The organism is Citrobacter sp. Awk 2 (genome assembly GCF_028069815.1).
GTDB lineage: Bacteria > Pseudomonadota > Gammaproteobacteria > Enterobacterales > Enterobacteriaceae > Citrobacter.
On record NZ_JANEWL010000039.1, the window covers coordinates 1 to 26,012 of the forward strand.

At 51.9% G+C, this 26,012-nt stretch carries 21 protein-coding genes; 6 read left to right on the forward strand and 15 right to left on the reverse strand.

The features are described 5' to 3' along the window. Window positions 1–490: 490 nt before the first annotated feature. The 8 genes from NNO02_RS11740 to syd all read right to left on the reverse strand — a co-directional run bounded on the left by NNO02_RS11740 (window position 491) and on the right by syd (window position 8,871). Window positions 491–1,633: a glycerate kinase gene (locus tag NNO02_RS11740; protein WP_271449523.1), complete on the reverse strand. Its 1,143-nt coding sequence runs from the start codon at window positions 1,631–1,633 to the stop codon at window positions 491–493. 78 nt (window positions 1,634–1,711) lie between these two features. Next, on the reverse strand, window positions 1,712–3,052 hold the full coding sequence (gene gudD / locus NNO02_RS11745) for a glucarate dehydratase (protein ID WP_202037889.1): 1,341 nt from the start codon (window positions 3,050–3,052) through the stop codon (window positions 1,712–1,714). Between the two features lie 20 nt (window positions 3,053–3,072). Next, the gene (locus NNO02_RS11750) at window positions 3,073–4,413 is read right to left on the reverse strand and encodes an enolase C-terminal domain-like protein (protein ID WP_271454867.1); all 1,341 of its coding nucleotides are present in this window, start codon (window positions 4,411–4,413) and stop codon (window positions 3,073–3,075) included. A gap of 2 nt (window positions 4,414–4,415) precedes the next feature. Then, entirely contained in the window at window positions 4,416–5,768 is a 1,353-nt protein-coding gene (gene gudP, locus NNO02_RS11755) for a galactarate/glucarate/glycerate transporter GudP (protein ID WP_271441044.1), read from the reverse strand. 342 nt (window positions 5,769–6,110) lie between these two features. Then, the gene (locus NNO02_RS11760; RefSeq protein ID WP_271449522.1) at window positions 6,111–6,560 is read right to left on the reverse strand and encodes a flavodoxin; all 450 of its coding nucleotides are present in this window, start codon (window positions 6,558–6,560) and stop codon (window positions 6,111–6,113) included. A gap of 19 nt (window positions 6,561–6,579) precedes the next feature. After that, window positions 6,580–7,362: a tRNA pseudouridine(65) synthase TruC gene (gene truC / locus NNO02_RS11765; protein ID WP_271441046.1), complete on the reverse strand. Its 783-nt coding sequence runs from the start codon at window positions 7,360–7,362 to the stop codon at window positions 6,580–6,582. Then, complete coding sequence (locus NNO02_RS11770) at window positions 7,362–7,691, reverse strand: YqcC family protein (protein WP_149692202.1); 330 nt, start codon at window positions 7,689–7,691, stop codon at window positions 7,362–7,364. The genes truC and NNO02_RS11770 overlap by 1 nt, the downstream gene beginning before the upstream one ends. Before the next feature lie 634 nt (window positions 7,692–8,325). Next, the gene (gene syd / locus NNO02_RS11775) at window positions 8,326–8,871 is read right to left on the reverse strand and encodes a SecY-interacting protein (protein ID WP_271441047.1); all 546 of its coding nucleotides are present in this window, start codon (window positions 8,869–8,871) and stop codon (window positions 8,326–8,328) included. A gap of 68 nt (window positions 8,872–8,939) precedes the next feature. Between syd and queF the strand changes: the two genes are divergently transcribed. The 5 genes from queF to xni all read left to right on the forward strand — a co-directional run bounded on the left by queF (window position 8,940) and on the right by xni (window position 15,462). After that, complete coding sequence (queF, locus tag NNO02_RS11780; RefSeq protein WP_271441048.1) at window positions 8,940–9,788, forward strand: NADPH-dependent 7-cyano-7-deazaguanine reductase QueF; 849 nt, start codon at window positions 8,940–8,942, stop codon at window positions 9,786–9,788. Between the two features lie 113 nt (window positions 9,789–9,901). After that, window positions 9,902–11,266, forward strand: coding sequence for a nucleotide 5'-monophosphate nucleosidase PpnN (gene ppnN, locus NNO02_RS11785; RefSeq protein ID WP_005130941.1), 1,365 nt, complete (start codon window positions 9,902–9,904; stop codon window positions 11,264–11,266). A gap of 560 nt (window positions 11,267–11,826) precedes the next feature. Next, a complete protein-coding gene (locus NNO02_RS11790) occupies window positions 11,827–13,116 on the forward strand; it encodes an HAAAP family serine/threonine permease (RefSeq protein WP_005130942.1) in 1,290 nt (429 codons plus the stop codon). Between the two features lie 53 nt (window positions 13,117–13,169). Continuing rightward, window positions 13,170–14,537 carry an L-serine ammonia-lyase gene (locus NNO02_RS11795; RefSeq protein ID WP_271454868.1) on the forward strand — a complete coding sequence of 456 codons (1,368 nt, stop codon included), beginning with the start codon at window positions 13,170–13,172 and terminating at the stop codon, window positions 14,535–14,537. Window positions 14,538–14,706: 169 nt separating this feature from the next. Next, window positions 14,707–15,462, forward strand: coding sequence for a flap endonuclease Xni (xni, locus tag NNO02_RS11800; protein ID WP_271441050.1), 756 nt, complete (start codon window positions 14,707–14,709; stop codon window positions 15,460–15,462). Window positions 15,463–15,556: 94 nt separating this feature from the next. Here xni and fucO read toward each other — a convergent pair whose 3' ends face one another. The 7 genes from fucO to NNO02_RS11835 form a co-directional block, all read right to left on the reverse strand. Continuing rightward, the gene (fucO, locus tag NNO02_RS11805; RefSeq protein ID WP_048213086.1) at window positions 15,557–16,705 is read right to left on the reverse strand and encodes a lactaldehyde reductase; all 1,149 of its coding nucleotides are present in this window, start codon (window positions 16,703–16,705) and stop codon (window positions 15,557–15,559) included. A 27-nt stretch (window positions 16,706–16,732) separates the two neighbouring features. Further along, complete coding sequence (gene fucA, locus NNO02_RS11810) at window positions 16,733–17,380, reverse strand: L-fuculose-phosphate aldolase (RefSeq protein WP_005130946.1); 648 nt, start codon at window positions 17,378–17,380, stop codon at window positions 16,733–16,735. 142 nt (window positions 17,381–17,522) lie between these two features. After that, window positions 17,523–18,521, reverse strand: a complete 999-nt coding sequence (locus tag NNO02_RS11815) for a LacI family DNA-binding transcriptional regulator (protein WP_271454869.1) — start codon at window positions 18,519–18,521, stop codon at window positions 17,523–17,525. A gap of 66 nt (window positions 18,522–18,587) precedes the next feature. Beyond that, window positions 18,588–20,168: an FGGY-family carbohydrate kinase gene (locus NNO02_RS11820; RefSeq protein WP_271454870.1), complete on the reverse strand. Its 1,581-nt coding sequence runs from the start codon at window positions 20,166–20,168 to the stop codon at window positions 18,588–18,590. 53 nt (window positions 20,169–20,221) lie between these two features. Continuing rightward, window positions 20,222–21,172 (reverse strand): ABC transporter substrate-binding protein, encoded by a 951-nt coding sequence (locus NNO02_RS11825; protein ID WP_061068495.1) that lies wholly within the window; start codon window positions 21,170–21,172, stop codon window positions 20,222–20,224. Window positions 21,173–21,245: 73 nt separating this feature from the next. Next, a complete protein-coding gene (locus NNO02_RS11830) occupies window positions 21,246–22,229 on the reverse strand; it encodes an ABC transporter permease (RefSeq protein ID WP_271449519.1) in 984 nt (327 codons plus the stop codon). Between the two features lie 3 nt (window positions 22,230–22,232). Next, window positions 22,233–23,732 carry a sugar ABC transporter ATP-binding protein gene (locus NNO02_RS11835; protein ID WP_271441054.1) on the reverse strand — a complete coding sequence of 500 codons (1,500 nt, stop codon included), beginning with the start codon at window positions 23,730–23,732 and terminating at the stop codon, window positions 22,233–22,235. A gap of 464 nt (window positions 23,733–24,196) precedes the next feature. Here NNO02_RS11835 and fucI point away from each other — a divergent pair, with 464 nt between their 5' ends. Then, window positions 24,197–25,972, forward strand: coding sequence for an L-fucose isomerase (gene fucI, locus NNO02_RS11840; RefSeq protein ID WP_061068497.1), 1,776 nt, complete (start codon window positions 24,197–24,199; stop codon window positions 25,970–25,972). The last annotated feature ends 40 nt before the right edge of the window (window positions 25,973–26,012 follow it).

Sequence of the window (26,012 nt, forward strand, 5' to 3'; positions counted from 1 at the left end):
GATAAGCGCCGCGCATCGGGCACATCGCCGGAGGCGGCATCAGCGTCTTTTCCGGCCTACAGGTTTCGCTGTATACCACAGGCCCAATAAGCGTCGCGCCATCGGGCACATCGCCGGAGGCGGCGTAAACGCCTTTTCCAGCCTACAGGTTTTGCTGTTTACCACAGTTCCTATAAGCGTCGCGCATCAGGCACATCGCCGGATGCGGCGTAAACGCCTTATCCGGCCTACAGGTTTCGCTGTTTATCACAGGCCCGATAAGCGCCGCGCATCGGGCACATCGCCGGAGGCGGCATCAGCGTCTTTTCCGGCCTACAGGTTTCGCTGTATACCACAGGCCCGATAAGCGTCGCGCCATCGGGCACATCGCCGGAGGCGGCGTAACCGCCTTTTCCGGCCTACAGGTTTTGCTGTTTACCACAGATCCGATAAGCGCCGCGCATCGGGCACATCGCCGGAGGCGGCGTCAGCGCCTTTTCCGGCCAACAACTCAGCGTAATTGCTGCCCTGCTTTAAGCGTTGCGGCCACGTTTCGTGCTGTCATCCGCACATTTTCACTCGCATTATCCAGCGCCTCATCCAGCGTGCAAATGGTATAAATCACGCTAAAAACGGCATCAATTCCATGCTCATGTACCACACCAACATCTGGCGTCAGGCTGCCTGCAATACCAATGACAGGCTTATTATATCGCTTTGCAACGTTCGCTACGCCAACCGGGACTTTGCCATGGATCGTCTGACTGTCAATACGCCCTTCCCCGGTCACAACTAAATCTGCATCCGCAACGCAGTCATCAAGGTGTAACGCATCCGTCACGATCTCGATACCACGGCGTAGCTGCGCGCCGCAAAACGCATACAGTGCAGCCCCCATGCCGCCAGCCGCGCCACCGCCCGCCAGTTCCAGCACGTTAACGTCCAGATCGCGGGCAATCAGTTGCGCATAGTGCGTCAGCGCATTATCCAGACGGGTAATCATCTCTGGCGTTGCCCCTTTTTGCGGACCAAATACTGCAGAAGCGCCCTCTTTACCGGTCAGCGGATTCGTGACATCGCAGGCCACTTCAATACGACAGGTAGCAAGGCGCTTATCTAACGCTGAAATATCTATCCTGGTGAGCGATTCCAGGCCGATCCCGCCTTGTGCAATCTGGTTATTCTGCGCATCCAGCAATTTGGCGCCCAGAGCCTGCACCATACCGGCACCACCATCATTAGTCGCGCTACCGCCAATCCCAATGATGATATGTTCTACACCCGCATTCAGCGCATGGCGAATCAACTCTCCGGTCCCCCATGAGGTGGTTTTCAGCGGGTCGCGCAACCCTGCCGGAACCCGCTCTAACCCACTGGCGGCCGCCATCTCGATAAACGCAGAGCGCTCATCTCCCGATAACCCATAAAATGCCCGTACCTTACTTCCCAGGGGACCCGTAACATCAACATGCACAAGGTGGCCCGCCGTAGCGGCAACCATCGCCTCGACCGTTCCTTCACCACCATCAGCAACCGGTATCTTTACGTAATCCGCATCAGGCCAGATCTCACGAAAACCCTGCTCAATGGCAGTTGCCACCTCAAGCGCACTCAAACTCTCTTTATAAGAATCCGGTGCAATTACTATTTTCATAAGCCGTCCTTACGCATGTTGATTCTGTTAATCATACACCTGGAGATGTGCCGGTTCCTGTCAGAACCGGCATAACGCTTAGCGCACCATGCATGGGCGTTTATTATCAAAGGTCCAGTTCGGGATCAGGTACTGCATTCCCATCGCGTCATCACGCGCCCCCAGGCCGTGCTGCTGGTACAGCTCGTGTGCTTTCATCACCTGATCCATATCCAGTTCTACACCCAGACCCGGCTTCGCTGGCACCTGTACCATGCCGCCTTTAATGTCGAACGGCTCTTTGGTCAGGCGTTGGTTACCTTCCTGCCAGATCCAGTGGGTATCAATGGCCGTAATTTTACCCGGTGCCGCTGCCGCGACATGAGTGAACATCGCCAGCGAAATATCAAAGTGGTTGTTAGAGTGTGAGCCCCAGGTAAGGCCAAACTCATGACACATCTGCGCCACGCGAACAGACCCCTGCATAGTCCAGAAATGCGGGTCAGCCAGCGGAATATCCACAGACTGCAACGACAGCGTGTGCCCCATCTGACGCCAGTCGGTAGCGATCATATTGGTCGCCGTCGGCAGGCCAGTGGCGCGGCGGAATTCCGCCATCACTTCACGCCCAGAGAACCCCTGCTCCGCGCCGCATGGATCTTCAGCATAAGCCAGCGATCCTTTCAGATACTTACCGATCTTGATCGCTTCATTCAACGACCAGGCGCCGTTGGGATCGAGCGTTACGCGGGCCTGTGGGAAACGCTTCGCCAACGCGACGATAGATTCCGCTTCCTCTTCCCCTGCCAGCACGCCACCTTTCAGTTTAAAGTCGTTAAAACCATATTTCTCATACGCTGCTTCAGCCAGGCGCACTACCGCATCCGGGGTCATGGCCTCTTCATGGCGCAGGCGATACCAGTCGCACTTCTCATCCGGCTGACTCTGATACGGCAGCGGCGTCGCTTTACGGTTGCCAACGAAGAACAGATACCCCAACATTTCCACTTCGCTACGCTGCTGACCATCACCCAACAGAGACGCGACATTCACCCCCAGGTGCTGGCCTAACAGATCCAACATTGCCGCTTCGATCCCGGTAACCACATGAATAGTGGTACGTAAATCGAAGGTCTGCAAACCACGCCCACCGGCATCCCGATCGGCAAAGGTATTGCGTACCGTATTCAGTACGTTTTTGTATTCACCTAACGTTTTGCCCACCACCAGCGGAATCGCATCTTCCAGAGTCTGACGAATTTTCTCGCCGCCGGGAATTTCGCCCACCCCGGTATGACCGGAATTATCTTTGATAATCACAATATTACGCGTGAAGAACGGGGCATGTGCGCCGCTCAGGTTCATCAGCATGCTGTCGTGGCCCGCAACCGGGATCACCTGCATAGCGGTCACTACTGGGGTAGAAAATTGTGCGCTCATTATCGTGTCCTTATTCAAAATCAGTGACGGCCGAAAACGGGACGTTTACGGTCAAAAGTCCATCCGGGGATCAGATACTGCATCGGTGCTGCATCATTACGCGCACCGCCGGGCAATGCCTTATAGGCTTCATGCGCTTTCTGTACCTGATCCCAGTCCAGTTCCACACCCAGACCGGGTGCATCTGGAACCGCAATTTTTCCGTTCTTTATTTCCAGCGGATTCTTCGTCAGACGGCAATCGCCCTCCTGCCAAATCCAGTGTGTGTCGATGGCTGTCGGATTGCCCGGCGCTGCCGCACCGACGTGAGTAAACATTGCCAGCGAAATATCAAAGTGGTTATTGGAATGGCATCCCCAGGTCAGGCCCCAGTCATCGCACAACTGTGCCACGCGCACTGCACCAGAAAGCGTCCAGAAGTGCGGATCGGCCAGCGGAATATCGACAGCATTCAGCATTACCGCGTGGCCCATTTCGCGCCAGTTGGTAGCAATCATGTTGGTCGCCACCGGCAAACCGGTCGCGCGGCGGAACTCAGTCATCACTTCACGCCCGGAAAATCCCTGTTCAGCGCCGCACGGATCTTCGGCGTAGGTCAGAACATCATTTAGCCCTTTGCACAAGGCGATCGCTTCATCCAGTAGCCAGGCACCGTTAGGGTCCACCGTAATACGTGCCTCCGGAAAGCAGGCTTTCAGCGCACGGGCGGTTTCAATTTCTTGCTCACCCGGCAACACACCGCCCTTCAGTTTGAAATCTTTAAAGCCATAACGATCCTGTGACGCCTGCGCCAGACGCACCACCGCGTCGCTGGTCATTGCTTGCTGGTGACGTAAGTGATACCACTCATGTTTACCCGGCGTACTTTCCAGATACGGCAGATCGGTTTTGGTGCGATCGCCTACATAGAACAGATAACCGAGCACGGTCACTACATCACGCTGCTTACCCGGACCTAACAGCTCGCAGACCGGTACATTCAGCGCTTTGCCCAGCAGATCCAGCAGCGCGGCTTCCAGCGCCGCCACCGCATTGACGCGCAGCTCAAATGTCCAGGCACCATTGCCGAAGGTATCAAAGTCAGCAGCCTGATTGCCTTTATGCACCTGCTGGACCACCTTATTCAGGCGGGCTACTTCCTGGCCTAACACCTGCGGAATAGCGTCCACCAGCGTTTGATAGATCACTTCTCCGCCCGGCGCTTCACCCACACCGGTGTGTCCGGCGTTATCAGTAAGGACCACGATATTGCGGGTAAACCAGGCGTTATGCGCGCCACCAATATTGAGCAGCATGCTGTCATGACCAGCCACCGGAATGACTTTCATGTCGGTAATAACGGGACTCGATTGTGTTGTCATCATCATTGTCCTGCGACAGGTTTCAGTTCGATACGTTTAATATCGCCGACCAGCACCAGATAGCTCACCACGGCAATCAGCGCATGCACTCCAACGTAAATCAAGGCACCATTAAACGACCCCGTCGTGCCCACAATGTAGCCGATAGCAATCGGTGTCACGATGCCGGAGATATTACCGAACATGTTGAACAGACCGCCGCTCAGGCCGCTAATCTCTTTAGGAGCCGTGTCCGCCATTACCGCCCAGCCCAGTGCACCAATACCTTTACCGAAGAAGGCCAGCGCCATAAAGCCGATAATCATCCATTCAACGTTGACGTAGTTACAGAACACCATCACCATTGACAGCAACATACCCAACACGATTGGCGTTTTACGGGCGATATTCAGCGAACCGGTGCGACGCATCAGCCAGTCGGAAATAATGCCGCCGAGCACGCCACCTGCGAATCCGCAAATAGCCGGGACCGACGCCACAAATCCCGCTTTCAGAATCGACATACCGCGCGCCTGTACCAGATAGACCGGGAACCAGGTGATAAAGAAGTAGGTCAGCGCGTTAATACAGTACTGGCCGATGTAGATACCAATCATCATGCGGGAACCCAACAACTGCTTGATTTGCCCCCATTTCACGCTGAACGGAACTTTAGCTTTAGCTGCTGCCTGATCCATGTTGATCAGTGCGCCACCTTCGGCAATGTAGTCCAGCTCTTTTTGGTTTACACCCGGATGCTGGTTCGGTTCGTGAATCACTTTCAGCCAGACAAAGCTGATGATGATCCCGAGTCCACCCATAAAGAAGAATACGTGTGACCAGCCCACTTCGTGGGTCAGCCAACCCATGATTGGCGCGAAGATAACAGTGGCGAAGTATTGCGCGGAGTTAAAAATTGCCACCGCGGTCCCCCTCTCCTGCGCCGGGAACCAGGCCGCAACAATACGACTGTTGCCAGGGAACGAGGGTGACTCAGCTAAGCCCACGAGGAAACGCAAGGTAAACAGTGCGACGATGATTCCGAAGCCGCTAAAGATATCGACGAAGCCTTGCAGCAAGGTAAACATGGACCAGATAAAGATGGACCAGAAATAAACGCGCTTTGAACCAAAGCGGTCAAGCAACCAGCCGCCGGGGATCTGGCCGATAACATAGGCCCATGAAAAAGCAGAAAATACATACCCCATCCCGACCGCATCCAGACCAATGTCTTTGGCCATTTCTGAACCGGCAATGGATAAAGTGGCGCGATCGCCGTAGTTGAAGGATGTGACGATAAACAACATCACCACTATCCAGTAGCGAGCGTTAGTGCGTTTTTCCGCGCTGCTCGCCGCCTGACTTAATGAACTCATTGTTGCACTCCTGAATCTTGGCTTTCGCCAGTTCATTCTGTACAGCACCTGTAGGGTGATCAGAATGAGAGGTTAGTGTGTGGCAGTTTTGGTACAGCTCGGGGCCGTTTTATTCTGACTCGCTGCCTTTCCGGGAACTGACGGGAAAAGTATATGAAGGAGTGCCTCTTTCCCTCACCGTGCAGGAACACAACATTAGGGAGGCAGTAAGAAGTTGTTTGGGGCATAAGCCCAAAGCAGTGGAAGTTAGTTCACGTAATTGGGGTTTTATTGCCGGGTGGCGGCTTCGCCTGACCCGGCCTACGGATCAAATGGGGGTTGCATGCCCGTGCGGGCGAGAGGTTATTTAAGCAAGGTTCCCCAGCTTTCTACCCAGGGATTAGATTCGCTTTCCGGTTCCGGATGTTCACCGGCATCAATCAGCAACATCTCACCCACTCGCTGGGCGCTCTGTTCTTGCAAAAGCGCATCAAACTGCTTACCGCCGCCGCAGAAATTGGCATATGAACTGTCACCGAGCGCAATAATGCCGTAGTGAACGTCAGGCTGGTAACCCAGTTGGTCTTTAATTCCCTGAAACAGCGGCACGATGCTGTCCGGCAGATCACCTTGTCCCGTCGTCGACGTTACGACCAGGATGTACTTGTCTTTGTATTTTTCCCAGTCCGCCAGTTCCGGATCTTCATAAACCGTGGCTTTATGCCCCTGATTTGCGAGGATAGCTTCGGCCTCTTCGGCAACCAGCAGCGCGTTTCCATACATTGTGCCGACAAAAATACCAATTTCCGCCATAACCTTTATCTCCAAGGACTTAAGAATCTGTCTGCTCATCCTGACCTGACAGCCCGCTGAACTCAACCCTTTCATTCTCAGGGAGAAGCCCACACCAGCCAAACTGTGATAGCGCCTGCATCCAGACGTTATCCAACCCGGCACGAATAACCAGTGGTTCACCGGTGAAGGGGTGCGTAAGTTCAAGCTGGCTGGCATGCAGCATCAGGCGCTGGCAGCCAAAATGCTCTGCGGCGCTGCGGTTTTGTCGCAAATCACCGTGCTTACTATCGCCAATAATCGGATGACGCAAATGCGCCAGGTGACGTCTGAGCTGATGTTTACGGCCAGTTTTAGGATCCAGCTCCACCAGCCCATAACGGGTGGTTGGATAGCGACCGGTTGCCACGGGCATTTCTACCGTAGCCAGCCCGCGATAGTGGGTTACCGCAGGCTGTGGGCCTTTGTCGTCACGGGCAAATTTATCGGCAATCTTGTCCAGCTCTTCCACCAACGGATAATCCAGCACGGCGTCGTCCATCAGCCAGCCGCGCACAATGGCATGGTAGCGTTTTTGGATTTGATGCTGCTCAAACTGCTGTGCCAGCCGTCGTCCGGCCTCGCTGGACAGCCCCATCAACAGCACACCGGATGTTGGTCTGTCGAGTCGGTGGGCGGTAAAAACGTGCTGGCCAATCTGGTCACGCACGGTTTGCATTACCACCACTTTCTCATCGCGGTCGAGCCAGCTACGATGAACCAGCCAGCCCGAAGGTTTGTTGACTGCAACCAGCCATTGATCTTGATAGAGAATTTCCAGCATCAGGCGTCATCACGGGTAAATAGCGCATCCAGATCCTGCAATGCAATCAGGATCACATCGCGCTGCGGATGATCGGCTGCCAGCGCCATTTCATAATATGGCGCAATAGCGAACGCTTCCGGAAGTGGCTGCGCATTATCAAGCAGCGCATGCATACGGGGAATCAACACCCACTGCAGCCATTCAACTGGCTCCATGGTATCCATACAAAAAGGCTGCGTGCTGGAAAACAGATGCGCTTCTGGCTCATCCATCCGCCAGTGATTATGTTCACGCAGCAGTGCTTCAAGCGCATGCAACTGCTCGCGCACACGGTCATGAGTCGTCATGAAATTAACCTCAATGATGAAAAATCTGGCGCGAAGAATAGCACTAGTAGAAGGGAAATAAAAAAAGGGAGCACTGTAAAAACAGTGCTCCCGGTTCGTTTCGCAGCATTCCAGCTACTTTTGGTGCTCCCTGCTCATCCGTGACAACTTTTCCTGTGGTCTTGCGACCTCGTTCATCCTGAACATTTGCATCCTGCTCACACCGCCCCCGATGTGAAAACTTCATCCTGAAGTGTCCCTGGCCATCCTGACCCGCCGAACATCCTGACCGGCTCTCGTTCTCCATCCTGGAGGTGTCCTTTAACGCGTCCCGCGTTTTCCTCTTTGCTTCATCCTGAAACCTGTCCTTGCAGCACCGTCCTGGTGTGTCCTGCCGAAGTGTCATCATCCTGATGTTCACTTCGTTGTGCGACTCCTTGTCGACGGAGATAGAATCGCCTGTTTCGCATTGTCTTACAAGACACTTACAGACATACCCTAATGATTATTTTCGTATGAAAGTTGACAATAAAACATTAACCGATTGAATTATAAATATTTAATATTATATCGGCCAATGAAGTCTTTACTGATCACCTGGCAATCTCCTACAGGGTTTGTAAGAGATCTCTCACACGCCCTAGGGCAAACTGGATTACAGAACAGGCTTAAGTTGAGTAAGAAATTCCGCAAGTGAGGCCGCCAGAACCGTTCGTTTACGGGTTCCCAGCGTTTCCTTGCAGACTTCCCCAGACAAGTTGCACACTGAAATAACATCAAGTTCATTGTCCAGTGTGGCAATAAAAAGCGTTGGAGAGAGCTTAAGGCGTTTTTGCGTAACCAGGTGGCCGATCAGGTTTTCCTGTACGCGTCTGAAGTCATCTTCAGACCAGGTTTGCAGAAGAGTAAGTTTTTCGTCCGCAAATTGTGCGTGCATGTCCCCGGCAAACTGGGTGGTATAAAACGCATGAACAGCGGGTTGTACCACAATATCAAAGGCACGTTCAACCGCGTTTACATTCGGCTCGCCTACAAAAGGCTGCGGTTGCCAGTACACCGCATCGTTCGTGGAGGAGATGATGCACGGAGACGGTACGCCATACAGCTCTTCACTCAGCGGCCAGCTGCTGTTTTTTTCATGCCATGCATCGCAATAACGCGTCGTAAAGGCTGTCAACGCCTGTGCTGTCAATTCGTCCACTGATTTCTCTCTTCACAAAAGCCAGGATACACTTGTCGCATAGTGTATCTGGTTTATGACGGTGAAACATGTCTTCTTATGAAAATCATCGGGCGCTTGACGGCCTGACTCTCGGAAAATCAACGGATTACCGAGATATTTACGACGCCAGCCTGCTGCAGGGTGTTCCGCGCAGCCTGAACCGCGACCCGCTGGATCTAAAAGCCGATAATCTGCCTTTTCACGGCGCGGATATCTGGACGCTGTATGAACTGTCATGGCTGAATGCCAACGGCTTACCGCAGGTTGCGGTCGGCCATGTAGAGCTGGATTACACCAGCGTTAATCTGATTGAATCAAAAAGTTTTAAGCTGTATCTGAACAGTTTTAATCAGACGCGTTTTGACTCATGGGAACACGTCCGTCAGACGCTGGAACACGATCTGCGAGCCTGCGCGCAGGGTGATGTCAGCGTGGCGCTCTATCGTCTTGACGAACAAGAAGGGCAGCCGATAGCCCACTTCAATGGCACCTGTATCGACAATCAGGATATCGTCATTGATAACTACCAGTTCAGCACCGACTATCTGGAAAACGCCGTGAGCGGCGACAAGGCAGTAGAAGAGACGCTGGTCAGCCATCTGCTGAAATCCAACTGTCTGATCACCCATCAGCCTGACTGGGGTTCCATACAAATTCAGTATCGTGGACGCAAAATCGACAGGGAAAAGTTGCTACGCTATCTGGTCTCCTTCCGCCACCATAATGAATTTCACGAGCAGTGTGTGGAACGTATTTTCAATGACCTTCTGCGTTTCTGTCAGCCGGAGAAACTGAGCGTATATGCACGCTACACGCGACGCGGCGGCCTCGATATCAACCCATGGCGCACCAACACAGATTTCACCCCCGCAACAGGAAGACTGGTGCGTCAGTAATCTTTTTTCTCAATTTTGCGTGTCGGATTCCGCGCGCAAGGTTGTGAAAGGTCATAAGCCAGGGCTATTGTAATCAGTAGAGGATGATATCTCTCGTCCCGTAAGGAGTTTACTTGATTACACATATTAGCCCGCTTGGCTCAATGGACATGTTGTCGCAGCTGGAAGTCGATATGCTTAAACGCACGGCCAGCAGCGACCTGTATCAACTGTTTCGTAACTGTTCGCTTGCCGTTCTGAACTCCGGCAGTTTGACCGACAACAGCAAAGAGCTGCTGTCTCGTTTCGAAAGTTTCGACATTAACGTGCTGCGCCGTGAACGCGGTGTGAAGCTGGAACTGATCAACCCACCTGAAGACGCGTTTGTCGATGGGCGCATCATTCGCGCGCTGCAGGCCAACCTGTTTGCCGTCCTGCGCGACATTCTTTTCGTCAATGGCCAGATCCATAACGCGGGTCGTTTTCAGCATCTGGATCTCGAAAGCTCGGTTCACATCACCAACCTGGTGTTCTCCATTCTGCGTAATGCCCGGGCACTTCACGTCGGTGAAGCGCCGAACATGGTCGTCTGCTGGGGCGGTCACTCAATCAACGAGAACGAGTACTTGTATGCGCGCCGCGTGGGCACTCAGTTAGGCCTGCGTGAACTGAACATCTGCACTGGGTGTGGTCCGGGCGCGATGGAAGCACCAATGAAAGGTGCCGCGGTCGGCCACGCTCAGCAGCGCTACAAAGACAGCCGCTTTATCGGTATGACCGAGCCGTCAATTATCGCTGCGGAACCACCAAACCCGCTGGTTAACGAACTCATCATCATGCCGGACATTGAAAAACGTCTGGAAGCGTTCGTCCGTATCGCTCACGGCATTATCATCTTCCCCGGCGGCGTAGGAACGGCTGAAGAGCTGCTGTACCTACTGGGTATCCTGATGAATCCGGCGAACAAAGATCAGGTTCTGCCATTGATCCTGACCGGGCCAAAAGAGAGCGCAGATTACTTCCGCGTACTGGATGAGTTTATCGTGCACACGCTGGGAGAAGAGGCGCGCCGTCACTATCGAATTATCATTGACGATGCAGCGGAAGTCGCTCGTCTAATGAAAAAAGCGATGCCGCTGGTGAAAGAGAACCGCCGGGACACCGGTGATGCCTACAGCTTTAACTGGTCAATTCGTATCGCGCCTGATTTGCAGATGCCGTTCGAACCGTCCCACGAAAACATGGCGAATCTGAAACTGTATCCAGACCAGCCTGTTGAAGTGCTGGCTGCAGACCTGCGTCGCGCATTCTCCGGTATTGTCGCGGGGAACGTGAAAGAAGTCGGCATTCGCGCCATTGAAGAATTTGGCCCGTACAAAATCCACGGCGACCCTGAGATGATGCGCCGCATGGACGATCTCCTGCAGGGCTTTGTTGCACAACATCGTATGAAGTTGCCGGGCACTGCGTATATCCCTTGCTACGAAATCTGCGCATAACCTTCAACACCGGGTAGCTGATGCTACCTCGGTGACAGTTTTGTCCATATCAAAGCCGGATTTGGCGCATCAGCCAACCGGCTTTTTTAGTGATACCAGTCACATAGCTCACGCAATAACATAAATATCAATTATCCTTCGTCTGACAAGCTCCGAAACGCAAACGATTACCTTCCAAAGGAAACCGTAATTTATCACCGCGAATTATAATTAGTCGTCAGAATTCACTAAAAATAACAGTTTTTATAGCGCAACCCTCGTATCTTCGCGCCCTGCCTTTCATGCCATATGTCGTTAATGTTAGCCTTCACGCCCGTAAATTCGCTTTGACTATTTTTTAACAGATTAATGGTCCAAATTTATCCACATAAAAGGTGGATTATTGCATTTGAGATCGCGATCACTGATACATTCATTACTTAAATGTATCTTTCCGCCCGAAAATTATTACGGCGAAAAATTATATAAAAATCGCTAAACGAATTTCGTTTTACAGTCGGGTATTTTTTCATTGGATTGAACCCAAACCCGACTTTTTAAGCTTCCTCCAGGAGAAACAGATGGAAAACACTCAAACCAGCACTATCGTTACGGGCCAGACCCGCAGCGCATGGCGCAAGACAGACACCATGTGGATGCTGGGCCTTTACGGCACGGCGATTGGCGCGGGTGTATTATTCCTGCCAATTAACGCAGGCGTTGGCGGTATGATCCCGCTGATCATCATGGCCATTCTTGCCTTCCCAATGACCTTCTTTGCTCACCGTGGTCTGACCCGCTTCGTGTTGTCCGGTAAAAATCCGGGTGAAGACATCACTGAAGTTGTAGAAGAGCACTTTGGCGTTGGCGCAGGTAAACTGATTACTCTGCTCTACTTCTTCGCTATCTACCCCATTCTGCTGGTTTACAGCGTTGCAATCACCAACACCGTTGAAAGCTTCCTGACTCACCAGTTGGCGATTACGCCGCCGCCGCGTGCAATCCTCTCTCTGATTCTGATTGTCGGCATGATGACCATCGTGCGCTTCGGTGAGCAGATGATCGTGAAGGCGATGAGCATCCTGGTATTCCCGTTTGTTGCGGCACTGATGCTGCTGGCACTGTACCTGATCCCTCAGTGGAGCGGTGCGATTCTGGAAACCTTGTCTTTTGACTCTGCGGCAACCACCGGCAACGGCCTGCTGCTGACCCTGTGGCTGGCAATTCCGGTAATGGTGTTCTCCTTCAACCACTCCCCGATCATCTCCTCCTTCGCCGTGGCGAAGCGTGAAGAGTACGGTGATGAAGCAGAGAAGAAATGCTCCAAGATTCTGGCATTCGCTCACATCATGATGGTACTGACCGTTATGTTCTTCGTCTTCAGCTGCGTATTCAGCCTGACTCCGGCGGATCTGGCTGCAGCTAAAGAGCAGAACATCTCTATCCTGTCTTACCTGGCGAACCACTTTAACGCACCGATTATTGCCTGGATGGCACCGATCATCGCGATTATTGCTATCACCAAGTCCTTCCTCGGCCACTACCTGGGTGCGCGTGAAGGTTTCAACGGTATGGTAATTAAGTCTCTGCGTGGCAAAGGCAAGTCCATCGAAATCAATAAACTGAACAAAATCACTGCACTGTTCATGCTGGTAACCACCTGGATTGTGGCGACGCTGAACCCGAGCATCCTCGGCATGATTGAGACCCTGGGTGGCCCGATCATCGCGATGATTCTGTTCCTGATGCCGATGTATGCGATTCAGAAAGTACCGGCAATGCGTAAATACAGTGGCCATATCAGCAACGTGTTCGTTGTGATTATGGGCCTGATCGCTATCTCCGCTATTTTCTACTCTCTGTTCAGTTAATTCCCCTGCGCCGCTCTTCGGGGCGGCGCACCTCGATACACAATGGACGCCTCATGATTAGCGTATTCGATATTTTCAAAATCGGCATTGGCCCTTCCAGCTCCCATACTGTTGGCCCGATGAAAGCAGGCAAACAATTCACGGATGACCTGATTGCACGCGGAATTCTCACTGACGTAACCCGCGTAGTGGTTGATGTCTATGGCTCTCTGTCCCTGACCGGGAAAGGTCACCATACCGACATCGCGATTATTATGGGCCTGGCGGGTAATCTGCCGGATACCGTAGACATTGATGCTATCCCGTCCTTTATCCAGGATGTGAATACCCATGGACGCTTGTTGCTGGCAGACGGTCAACATGAGGTCGAATTCCCGGTTGATAAGTGCATGAATTTCCATACGGACAATCTGTCCCTGCACGAAAACGGGATGCGCATTACCGCGCTGGCTGGCGAAAAAGCCATTTACAGCCAGACGTACTATTCCATCGGCGGTGGATTTATCGTTGATGAAGAACACTTTGGTTTGCCGAATAACAATCCGGTAAGCGTGCCGTATCCGTATAAATCCGCAGCCGATTTGCAACGACACTGTCAGGAAACCGGCCTGTCACTTTCCGGCCTGATGATGCAGAACGAGCTAGCTCTGCACAGCAAAGAAGAGCTGGAACAGCACTTTGCAAACGTCTGGGAAGTGATGCGTAGTGGAATTGAACGCGGTATCACCACCGAAGGTGTTCTGCCGGGCAAACTGCACGTTCTGCGTCGTGCGGCAGCACTGCGTCGTATGCTGGTTAGCAGTGACAAAACCACGACTGACCCGATGGCAGTTGTAGACTGGATCAACATGTTTGCGCTGGCCGTGAACGAAGAGAACGCTGCCGGTGGACGTGTAGTTACCGCCCCGACGAACGGCGCATGCGGGATTGTTCCTGCGGTGCTGGCGTACTATGACAAGTTTATCCGCGAAGTGAACGCTAACTCACTGGCACGCTATATGCTGGTCGCGAGCGCTATCGGTTCCCTGTACAAGATGAATGCCTCAATTTCGGGTGCTGAAGTCGGCTGTCAGGGTGAAGTCGGTGTAGCGTGTTCTATGGCGGCAGCGGGTCTGGCAGAACTGCTGGGCGGTAGCCCGACGCAGGTATGTATCGCCGCAGAAATCGGTATGGAACACAACCTGGGTCTGACCTGCGACCCGGTTGCCGGACAAGTTCAGGTTCCGTGCATTGAGCGTAACGCCATTGCCTCGGTGAAAGCGGTGAACGCTGCTCGTATGGCACTGCGCCGTACCAGCGAGCCTCGTGTATGCCTCGATAAAGTTATCGAGACCATGTACGAGACGGGTAAAGATATGAACGCCAAATACCGCGAAACCTCGCGTGGCGGTCTGGCGATGAAGATCGTTACCTGCGATTAATTCTCAGCAAATTTTCGTATCTGTAGGCCGGATAAGGCGCTCGCCGCATCCGGCTTTTATTGCCTGATGGCGCTGCGCTTATCAGGCCTACGGATAGCACTATTTCACAATGCTCGTCTCCACTCGTCGTGAATGTTACCCTACAGACTAATTTGTTAGGGAGAACACCGTGGCCGTCCATCTGCTCATTGTCGATGCACTCAATCTCATTCGTCGCATTCACGCCGTCCAGGGGTCGCCCTGTGTGGAGACATGCCAGCACGCACTCGATCAGTTGATTGTGCACAGCCAACCCACGCACGCCGTGGCGGTATTCGATGATGAGGCGCGTAACAGCGGTTGGCGTCACCAACGGCTACCTGACTACAAAGCAGGTCGCCCACCGATGCCCGACGAATTGCATCACGAAATGCCCGCCCTACGCGCCGCTTTTGAACAGCGCGGCGTCTGTTGCTGGGTCTCGAGCGGGAATGAAGCCGATGATTTAGCCGCAACGCTGGCGGTGAAAGTCACCCAGGCGGGACATCAGGCCACCATCGTTTCGACAGATAAAGGTTATTGCCAGTTGCTCTCCCCAACATTACGCATTCGCGACTATTTCCAGAAGCGCTGGCTGGACGCGCCATTCATTGAGAAAGAATTTGGCGTAATGCCTCAGCAATTGCCAGATTATTGGGGACTGGCCGGGATCAGCAGCTCAAAAGTGCCGGGCGTTGCAGGTATTGGTCCCAAGAGCGCAACGCAGCTACTCGTGCAATTTCAGCATCTGGAAGGGATTTACGCACATCTGGAAGACGTGCCGGAAAAGTGGCGTAAGAAACTCGAAATACATAAAGAGATGGCGTTTCTGTGCCGTGATATCGCGCGGCTGCAAACGGACTTACATATTGACGGAAACCTCCAGCAGCTACGGCTGGCACGGTAGTTCTTTGGCGATAGCTCTGTTGCCGGATGGCGGTGTAAACACCTTATCCGGCCTACAAATCAATCACACTGTAGGCCGGATAAACGCCTGGTGATTACCAGGCAGTATGGTAAAGCTCGACGATATCGGCAATGCTTGCTTCACGCGGGTTACCGCCAGTGCAAACATCGTCAAATGCCGCCTGCGCCAGCGCAGGAATATCTTCCTTACGTACCCCAACATCACGTAAGTGCGGCGGGATCCCCACATCGCGGTTAAGCGCAAACACAGCATCTACCGCTGCCTTACGCGCCTCTTCCAGCGTCAAACCTTCCACTTTCACCCCCATCACCCGGGCGATATCGCGGAATTTCTCTCCGGTGTATTCGGCGTTGTAGTGCATCACGTGCGGTAACAAAATAGCATTGGCGACGCCGTGCGGAGTGTTATAAAAGGCCCCCAGCGGATGCGCCATGCCATGCACGAGTCCCAGACCGACGTTTGAAAATCCCATCCCGGCAACGTACTGACCCAGCGCCATTGCCTCACCGGACTGGCTGTCACCATTAACAGAACCGCGCAACGCCCCGGCAATGATCTCAATGGCTTTGATGTGCAACGCGTCAGTAAGTGCCCACGCCGCCCGCGTAATATAACCTTCGATAGCATGGGTCAACGCATCGACCCCGGTCGCCGCTTTTAACGCGGCAGGCATACCGTCCATCATATCGGCATCAATAAACGCCACCTGCGGGATGTCATGCGGATCGACACAGACAAATTTACGCCGATTTTCTTCATCCGTGATCACGTAGTTAATGGTCACTTCCGCCGCCGTCCCTGCCGTCGTTGGGATTGCCATCACCGGTACGCTCGCAGCACGTGTTGGCGATAACCCTTCAAGGCTGCGGACATCGGCAAACTCAGGGTTATTGTGGATAATGCCAATCGCTTTACAGGTATCCTGCGGAGAGCCGCCGCCTATCGCTATCAGATAATCTGCGCCACTTTGCTGAAAGACTCCCAACCCCTCCTTCACCACTGCAATTGTAGGATTCGGGATCACGCCGGAATAGATCTCCCACGGCAAACCGGCGGCATCCATACGGGATGTCACCTTATCGACAACGCCGCACTGTACCAGGTTTGCATCGGTGACAATCAAAGCCTTGCGATAACCCCGACGGATGACCTCGTCCGTTAATGCCCCAACAGCTCCCCGGCCAAACCATGCCGTTTCATTCAGAATCATTCTGTTCGCCATCGTATTTCTCCTTTTCGCTATGCGAAATTACTCTTCAATTCGTAATCCGTAAGATTTGAATTTCTCCAGCACAATGGCGATCTCTTCGTCATCCAGCACCGGCACCGGGTCGACAATCGCCAGGGTGCTCAGATACAGGCGGGCCAAAACTTCCACTTCATGCGCCAGCCATAGTGCTTTTTCCAGATTCGCTTCACAGGCAATCAACCCATGGTGCTGCAACAGCGTTGCCTTACGGCTTTTCAACGCGACGCTCACATGCTCTGACAGCTCTCGTGTACCAAACGTCGCATACGGCGCACACGGGATAGAGTTCCCCCCAGCCGCGGCAATCATGTAATGGATTGCCGGAATAGGACGGTTCAAAATTGACACGGCGGTGCAATGAATCGCATGGTTATGAACAACCGCATTGGCATCCGGACGCGTCTGATAAGCTGCCAGGTGAAAACGCCATTCACTGGAAGGTAATTGTCCTTTATCATATTTGCCGTCGTTATCTACGAACACGATCATGTTTTCAGTGAGTCTTTCGTAAGGGATACCGCTGGGTGTGATCAGCATTCCATTTTCATATCGCGCACTCACATTTCCGGCGGTTCCCTGGTTCAACCCAAGACGGGTCATTTCCAGGCAGGTTTCGATGATTTCACGTGATAAACGCATTCTTTCCATAATGATTCTCCGGGTACAGTTGCCCCTCGTCTTTATTGCGAAAAAATGCTGCCGCAGAGTAAGACGGGTCAGGTTTCAGATATGAGCAGCCACTGAACATATTTATTCAGATTCAGTTGGCCGATTTAGTTAGTGCGACGAATTATTGTTGTCTTACACGCTTAATTAGTTTCATCTCAACTTTTACAGTTTCTTTAATTGGCTGGTCATCAATAGCACTCATCATCATAGTGAAGGCTTTTTCCGCCCAGACATTTTCATCCTGCTGCATTGACCAGACATTATTAGCGAGGAATCCCAGCATCGGATGTTCATCAAATGTCCCGATATTAATATCCGGTGGAATCACGCCAAAACGATTGCGAAGAGCAATGACGGCACCTTCCAGCACAGGTAATGATGAGGCAATAAACGCCTGCGGACAGCCCTGTTCGTTGATCAGTTTCTCCATCAACCGGTAGCCACCATCCGGCGTATTATCCGGACCTTCACGCACCCAGTCACGGTGAGCAATTCCATTATTGTTCAATGCGTTAAGATAACCTTTTAAACGATCACCAATACTGGGCAATCCGGTATCCCCGACTAAAAACCAGATCGGAGATTTTCCTGCATCAAACAAACTTTGCGTCAGCTTTTCACCGCCTAAAATGTTATGACTTTCAACCAGTGCGTTATCGGTATACTTAAAATCCCTGTCGAGTAGCACCATCGGTTTTCTGACCTGACGCAAATGGTGTTGCTGATTCTCTAATGTTGAGGGAACAATAAAAAGGCCGTCAACATTACGAGCGATTAACGCTTTCGTTAATTTGTTTTCGTAATCAACATCATCGTAGGTACAACTAATCGTTAATTGATATCCAGAGCGACGGCAACGTTGTTCAAGTTTTTCGGCAAGTGTGGCAAAAAAGACGTTAGATATATTGGGCACAATCAGCCCCAACGTATCTGTTTTATTCAGTTTCAGGCTGCGGGCTGAATGGTTTATGACATAACCATACCGTTCAACGTATTCATTAATACGCGTTTGGGTTTTGACACTGATACGATATTGCTCAGCCTTCCCGTTCAGCACCAGTCGCACGGTCGTCACCGATAAATTCAGATCGCTGGCTATCTGTTCTACTGTTTTAGCCATTTATATGTCCCAGTTCACATCCAAAAACGTCAATTCACAATCATAAAAGTATTTTAAACTTTTGTCTTACTGCATAACCTGGTTAAGCGCTTGCTGTTGATCCCACATCATCAGATATACCTGGAATTTACGGTCATAGAAGTCCTGTCGTGCCGGATTCGCTTTAATCACCCCGCCTGGGCGAACCATCGCCCGGCAGGCGGAGGGAACATCTGCCCACCCTCCGCAGGCTACCGCACCAGTAATAGCCGCACCTAACGTCACGGCATCTTCTTCCTGCAAAAGGTGAATATCGCATCCGGTGGCGTCTGCATACTCTCGCAACCACAGTGGATTATGTGTTGCACCACCACACAGCGTCAGTCGAGAAATGGTATGACCGTTTTCGCGCATCACTTCCATAATGTGTCGGGTGCCGCAGGCAATCGCCTGTAATGTCGCCAGATACAGACGAGCAACCTGCATCTCGCCTCGTTCAAGCGTCAAACCGCAAACGCTGCCTCGGGCATCAGGTCGCGCACGCGGGGAACGGTTACCGTGATGATCGGCCAGTACATGCAGATAACGACCAGGCTCTGACTCCTGTGCTTCCAATGCAGCCACCCATTCATTAACTAACACTATCGGATGACAACCTCGTACCTCAGCCTTGTGATACAACTCAGCGCTGGCACCTGACTCCTGAAGCGTCCAGTCAACCAGCGCCCCGGCAGCGCTTTGTCCCCCTTCCGTCAGCCAGTAACCCGGCAGCATGGCGGACCAGTACGGCCCCCATACTCCCGGTGTATGAATTTCCTGCTCGCTGCACAACATATGGCAATTTGATGTTCCGCTGATCAACGCCAATGTTCCCGCAGGCTCGACACCAGCAAGCGCCACGCCCCCCGCATGCGCATCGATCATGCCACTGGCGACTACCACCGCAGTCGTCAGTCCCAGCGCTTGTGCCGCATCGGGGCTGAGCGTCCCAACGGCCGCGCCAGGGGGCAGGATCCGCGACGGAATTTTGCTCAACAAATCCGTTAATTCAACCGCATCCAGCAGGGAGTGGCTAAAGCGTTGTTCATGTGCCAGATAGTTCCATTTACAGGTTAAAGTACACAGACCTGCAACATCACAAGCGGTGGCTTGCCAGACCAAAAAATCCGCCAGATCGTAGAAGCGGTGTGCTCGCTGCCAGGTCGCAGGGAAATGGTTTTTTAGCCACAGCACTTTGGGCAGTTCCATTTCGACACTGACTTCACCCCCGACATAGCGCAACGCGGGGTCCCGCGTTGCGTTGATCCGCTGTGTCTCCTGCACCGCACGATGATCCATCCACATGATGATGTTGTGATCTGACGGTTCACCAGGTGAAACCGCCAGACCCTGCCCCTGTTCATCCAGAGCCACTAACGAACAGGTGGCATCAAACCCCAACGAGCGGATCTCCTCAACGCAAACCCCGGCTGACAACACTGCCTCCTTCACGGCATGGCAAACCTGCTGCCAGATTTCGGCAGATGACTGCTCTACCCGCTCAGGGCCAGGTCGAAACTGCGAGATAGGGAATGTCGCAAAAGCCAGCCGTTTGCCACTGGCATCAAAAACACCCGCCCTGACACTGGCAGAACCGACATCCACTCCGAGGAAATATCCACTGCTCATAGTAGCTCCCTGACGCTGGCTAATAATGGGGCGAATGCACCGCCCCCGCGGTCTTATTTTTTACCGAATGGGTGCAACAGCTTGTCGATTTCCGGTGTATCAATGTTCTGCGCATTCACAAATTTCACCGGAATATCAATTTCTTTCGGTACTGACTGACCTGACACGGCCGCATTCAGCGTCTTAATACCCTGATAGCCAATCTGGTACGCGTCCTGTACAACAAAGCCCTGGATTACACCAGATTTCAGGAAGGCAATGATTGCTTCAGTGCTATCAAAACCAATCACCTTCACTTTACCTTTCAGGTTTTGGCTATCAATGGCGTTCGCCACACCCAGCGTTGAGCCTTCATTGGTGCCGTAGATCCCGGCAATATCGGGGTTTGCCTGGATCATATCGATGGTTTTATCCATCGCTTTTTGCGGATCGCCATCGCTGTACTGAACCGGCAGCACTTTGATATCCGGATATTTTTCCTTCATTCTGGCCACAAAACCTTCCGAACGTTCAATTGCGGAAGAGGTTCCAGCCACGTGCGCAATAATGCCGACTTTCCCTTTGCTACCCACCTGTGCAGCGAGAGCATCTGCCGCTTCAGCCCCTGCTTTACGGTTATTCGTTGCCACAAAGCTGACAGGAATGTCAGAATTTACGCCTGAGTCAAACGTCACAACCTTTATGCCACGTGAATTCGCTGTTTCCACTAATGGTGCAAGCGCATTGGCGTCTAATGCTGCCAACAGCAATCCATTAGGTTTTTGCGCCATTGCGTTTTCAACCAACTGAATCTGCTCAGCAATCTGAGTTTCATCAGCAGGCCCAACATAGCTGGTCTTATCGCCCAACTCTTTCGCTGCTGCTTCGGTACCCATTTTTACGGTCTGCCAGAATTCATGCTGGAAACCTTTACTGACCACAGGAAGGTTCATATCTTTAGCCAGTGCGCTGGATGTCATGCAGGCCAGCAGGGATAACGCATAGACAAAATTCCTGGTTCTCATTGTTTTACTCCGTTCTGAGTGAGTCACCCTAAACGTCAGGGTTATGTTGTCCCGAGACTTCCGGGTGCGTAAATCAACGAATTTTTTTGCGTAACGTGTCGAGATAAACCGCGGCGATAACGACTACGCCCATGGCCACCATTTGCCAGAACTGCGAGACCCCCATCAGGTTCAGACCGTTTTTCAACACGCTCATAATGAATGCGCCGATAATGGTGCCGCCAATAGTGCCAATCCCCCCCATCAGGCTCGTGCCGCCAATGACCACCGCAGCAATGGCTTCCAGTTCATAGCCCACGCCGACGGTCGGCTGGCCCGAGTTAAGGCGAGAAGCCAGAATGACCCCAGCAATCCCGGTCAGCAGACCACAAAATGCGTAGACAAAAATTTTCACGCGCTGGACTTTAATCCCGGAAAGATGTGCAGCAACCTCATTACTCCCCACGGCATAGACATAACGACCAATCACCGTTTTCTTGAGGATATATGCGGCGATCAGTGCGACGACCACGAGGTAAAAAACGGGATAAGGCAGCACATCGAACAAGCGTCCCTGCGCCAGCATCTTGAAGGTGGGATAATCAGCAAAGTAAATTGCCCGGCCGTCAGTCATTACCATATTGATCCCCCGGACAGACATCATCAGACCCAGGGTGGCAATAAAGGGCGGAATAGTCATTTTAGTGACCAGCAAGCCATTGATATAGCCGCATAATCCACCAGCGAGTACGCCAGCCAGAATGCATATTGGCAAAGGCAAACCCAGGGTGGCGCAAATGCCTACTGCGACGCCAGAAAAGGCCACTACCGAACCGAGAGAAAGGTCAATTCCTGAGGTGATAATGACGAAAGTAACACCAATTGCCATGATGCCAATCACTGAGGTTTGCAGGGCAATTGTCATAATGTTTTCGGTGTTAAAGAAGAAAGGTGATCCAAAACTAAAAAATATCACCAGAATAATCAGACTCAAAAGCGGAGCCAGGCGCATTAAAAGCTCTTTGTTAATTTTTATTTTCTTATTATTGCTGTCTGAAGAGGTTACAGAGATAGTCATAAATTAGTCCTCTAACGTCGCATATTGCATGATTTTTTCTTGTGTGGCGTCATCAGAAGCTAACTCTCCGGTAATACGCCCATTACGCATAACTAAAATGCGATCGCACATACCCAGCACTTCCGGTAATTCAGAGGAAATCATGATAATTGATTTCCCTTTTGCCACCAGTCGATTCATTAATTCATAAATTTCAAGCTTGGCCCCCACATCAATACCGCGCGTGGGTTCATCAAAGATGAGAATGTCGGTGTCCTTGCATACCCATCTGGCAATAATAATTTTTTGCTGATTACCCCCGCTTAAATTCAACGCAGCCTGTTCTAGATGCGGCGTCTTAATACGCAGTGCTTTCACCTGCTCTTCGCTGGTTTGCTGACAGCGTTTGCTATCCACGTTGCCATATCGGTTAGAATACTCGGGGTAATTTCCTAGCATAATATTGCGTTCAACGGACAATCCTAATGCCAGGCCCTCCTTTTTTCTGTCCTCGGTTAAGTAGCTAATACCCTGCTGGATAGCATCAGGAATATCCTTGATTACCGTCTCTTTACCGTTCAGCTTGATGGTTCCACTGTCGATGGGATCGGCACCAAAGATCGCCCGCGCAAGCTCAGTACGCCCGGCCCCCATCAGCCCGGCAAAACCTAAGATTTCCCCCTGATGCAAGGTAAAATCGATATTGTTCAGTACGCCTTTGCGCGTCAGACCACTGACTTCCAGCACCGGTTTACGCTGGGGTTGCGGCTCCCGGCGGGGATAAATATTGCCAAGGTCGCGCCCAACCATCATGGCAATCAGGTCGCTGATTTTGACCGAGTCATAATCCACTGTGGCAATAAACTGCCCATCCCGCATAACGGTAGCGCGATCGGCGATCAGCGCCAACTCTTCCAGTCGGTGCGAGATATAAACGATGCCCGTTCCCTGTTCTTTAAGTAAGCGTGTAACCCGGAATAAACTGTCAATTTCAGTTTCCGTCAACGCCGCCGTTGGTTCATCCATAATAAGAATCTTGGCATTCACCGATATCGCTTTCGCAATCTCAACCATTTGTTGCTGAGCAACAGTAAGATCGGCAACCAGCGTGTCTGGGGAGATATTCAGGTTTAATTTTTGCAAAATATCGATAGCAGCCTGTCGCTGTTGTTTCTCATCCAGACGCCAGCGGTTATTTTTGCAAAACTCCCTGCCAATAAATATATTGTCTTCGACCGTCAGTTCAGGAAAAAGATTAAACTCCTGATGAATAATGGTGATACCTACGTTTTGTGCACTCAATGGGTTTGCAAACGAAACGGGTTGGCCCTCAAAAATAATATCCCCTTCATCAGGTTGATATACACCGGATAAAATTTTCATCAGGGTAGACTTTCCCGCGCCATTCTCCCCCAGCAGCGCATGAACCTCACCTTTGCGTAAAGTAAAATCCACATTACTCAACGCTAATACGCCGGGAAAGCGTTTCGTAATATGACTCATCTGTAAAAATGTTTCAGACATTGCTGCTTTCCTCAATATACAGAAACTGTAATCAGTGAATCAGGCGAAAAACAGCGTTGCCAGGAAGCCATCGTCACCGTTAATGCGAATGTGCCTACAAGATCATATGCGTTTTATCAACGATGCTAACTCGAGTTAGCGATTGCCTTTTAAAGCTATTTTAGCTGCCAAAAATAGCCAAATCATTTGGTCTAAAACTGTGACACTGAACAGACAATTTATTTTATCTTATTAATTTAAAAAGAATTTAATGAAAAAATCTGTATTTGTTTATTTGACGCAGATCGAATTTTAACCACTTCTCGTGAGGTTTCTCACAGTTCCATAACAAAAAAGTTGTGCAAAAAACTCTCTAATACCTAAGCTAACTCGAGTTAGCAAAAATGGGTAATTCAGCCAACTGCGACAGTGGTGTCCAACATCCGCTTTTGCAGCACGGCATAAAGTGAGATGAGGAACCTCGAATGAAAAAAAATAGTTTACCGAAAATCGGTATTCGTCCGGTGATTGATGGGCGTCGTATGGGTGTACGCGAGTCGCTCGAAGAACAAACCATGAACATGGCAAAAGCCACTGCCGCACTGATTTCCGAGAAACTTCGTCATGCCTGCGGGGCACAGATCGAGTGCGTTATCGCAGACACCTGTATTGCCGGATTGGCTGAATCTGCCGCCTGTGAAGAAAAATTCAGTAGCCTGAACGTCGGCGTGACAATTACCGTCACGCCATGTTGGTGCTACGGCAGCGAAACTATCGATATGGACCCCATGCGCCCGAAAGCCATCTGGGGTTTCAACGGGACGGAGCGTCCGGGTGCCGTGTATCTGGCTGCAGCCCTGGCTGCACATAATCAAAAAGGGCTTCCCGCCTTCTCTATTTATGGTCATGACGTGCAGGATGCAGGTGATACCACTATCCCTGCCGATGTTGAAGAAAAACTGCTGCGTTTCACCCGGGCAGGTTTAGCCGTTGCCAGCATGAAAGGCAAAAGCTATCTGTCCGTCGGCGGCGTTTCAATGGGAATTGCAGGCTCTATTGTCGACCATAACTTCTTTGAATCCTGGCTGGGAATGAAGGTTCAACCTGTTGATATGACCGAATTACGTCGTCGTATTGACCAGAAAATCTATGACGAAGCGGAACTGGAAATTGCCCTGGCGTGGGCGGATAAACATTTCCGTTATGGCGAGGATCAGAACGCACAACAGTATAAGCGAAATGAAGAACAGAGCCGTGCAGTGCTGAAAGAGAGCCTGCTGATGGCAATGTGCATCCGCGACATGATGCAGGGTAACCAGAAACTGGCAGAGAAAGGCCGGGTTGAAGAGTCGATGGGGTACAACGCGATTGCCGCCGGCTTCCAGGGCCAGCGCCACTGGACGGATCAATATCCAAACGGTGACACCGCCGAAGCGTTGCTGAATAGCTCATTTGACTGGAATGGCGTGCGCGAACCGTATGTCGTCGCCACCGAGAACGACAGCCTGAACGGTGTCGCAATGTTGTTTGGTCACCAGCTCACCGGCACAGCGCAGGTCTTTGCTGATGTACGGACCTACTGGTCACCGGAAGCAGTAGAACGCGTCACAGGCAAACCGCTGACCGGTCTTGCTGAGCACGGCATTATTCACCTGATTAACTCCGGCTCTGCGGCACTGGATGGTTCCTGCAAACAGCGTGACAGCGAAGGCCAGCCCACCATGAAACCACATTGGGAGATCTCACAGCAGGAAGCCGATGATTGCCTGGCGGCGACCGAATGGTGTCCGGCGATCCACGAGTATTTCCGCGGCGGCGGCTACTCTTCCCGTTTTCTTACCGAAGGTGGCGTACCGTTCACCATGACCCGCATCAATATCATCAAAGGCCTGGGCCCGGTGCTACAAATTGCGGAAGGCTGGAGTGTGGAATTACCGAAGGAGGTGCATGCTCAGCTTGATGCTCGTACCAACTCTACCTGGCCAACAACCTGGTTTGCGCCGCGCTTAACCGGCAAAGGTCCGTTCAGCGATGTCTATTCCGTCATGGCTAACTGGGGTGCCAACCACGGAGTACTGACGATTGGTCACGTTGGTGCGGACTTTATTACGCTCGCCGCCATGCTGCGTATCCCAGTGTGTATGCACAACGTGGAAGAAGAGAAGATCTATCGCCCTTCCGCATGGGCAGCCCACGGCATGGACAGCGAAGGCCAGGATTATCGCGCCTGCCAAAACTACGGCCCGCTGTATAAACGTTAATGCGATTCAGCCCGGTGGCGCAAGCTTACCGGGCCTACGG

Bases quoted from the DNA above. Each gene is read 5' to 3' on its own strand.
- NNO02_RS11740 (WP_271449523.1), bottom strand. From the start codon at position 1,633: ATGAAAATAGTAATTGCACCGGATTCTTATAAAGAGAGTTTGAGTGCG.
- gudD (WP_202037889.1), bottom strand. From the start codon at position 3,052: ATGAGCGCACAATTTTCTACCCCAGTAGTGACCGCTATGCAGGTGATC.
- NNO02_RS11750 (WP_271454867.1), bottom strand. From the start codon at position 4,413: ATGACAACACAATCGAGTCCCGTTATTACCGACATGAAAGTCATTCCG.
- gudP (WP_271441044.1), bottom strand. From the start codon at position 5,768: ATGAGTTCATTAAGTCAGGCGGCGAGCAGCGCGGAAAAACGCACTAAC.
- NNO02_RS11760 (WP_271449522.1), bottom strand. From the start codon at position 6,560: ATGGCGGAAATTGGTATTTTTGTCGGCACAATGTATGGAAACGCGCTG.
- truC (WP_271441046.1), bottom strand. From the start codon at position 7,362: ATGCTGGAAATTCTCTATCAAGATCAATGGCTGGTTGCAGTCAACAAA.
- NNO02_RS11770 (WP_149692202.1), bottom strand. From the start codon at position 7,691: ATGACGACTCATGACCGTGTGCGCGAGCAGTTGCATGCGCTTGAAGCA.
- queF (WP_271441048.1), top strand. From the start codon at position 8,940: ATGTCTTCTTATGAAAATCATCGGGCGCTTGACGGCCTGACTCTCGGA.
- NNO02_RS11790 (WP_005130942.1), top strand. From the start codon at position 11,827: ATGGAAAACACTCAAACCAGCACTATCGTTACGGGCCAGACCCGCAGC.
- NNO02_RS11795 (WP_271454868.1), top strand. From the start codon at position 13,170: ATGATTAGCGTATTCGATATTTTCAAAATCGGCATTGGCCCTTCCAGC.
- fucO (WP_048213086.1), bottom strand. From the start codon at position 16,705: ATGGCGAACAGAATGATTCTGAATGAAACGGCATGGTTTGGCCGGGGA.
- fucA (WP_005130946.1), bottom strand. From the start codon at position 17,380: ATGGAAAGAATGCGTTTATCACGTGAAATCATCGAAACCTGCCTGGAA.
- NNO02_RS11815 (WP_271454869.1), bottom strand. From the start codon at position 18,521: ATGGCTAAAACAGTAGAACAGATAGCCAGCGATCTGAATTTATCGGTG.
- NNO02_RS11820 (WP_271454870.1), bottom strand. From the start codon at position 20,168: ATGAGCAGTGGATATTTCCTCGGAGTGGATGTCGGTTCTGCCAGTGTC.
- NNO02_RS11825 (WP_061068495.1), bottom strand. From the start codon at position 21,172: ATGAGAACCAGGAATTTTGTCTATGCGTTATCCCTGCTGGCCTGCATG.
- NNO02_RS11830 (WP_271449519.1), bottom strand. From the start codon at position 22,229: ATGACTATCTCTGTAACCTCTTCAGACAGCAATAATAAGAAAATAAAA.
- NNO02_RS11835 (WP_271441054.1), bottom strand. From the start codon at position 23,732: ATGTCTGAAACATTTTTACAGATGAGTCATATTACGAAACGCTTTCCC.
- fucI (WP_061068497.1), top strand. From the start codon at position 24,197: ATGAAAAAAAATAGTTTACCGAAAATCGGTATTCGTCCGGTGATTGAT.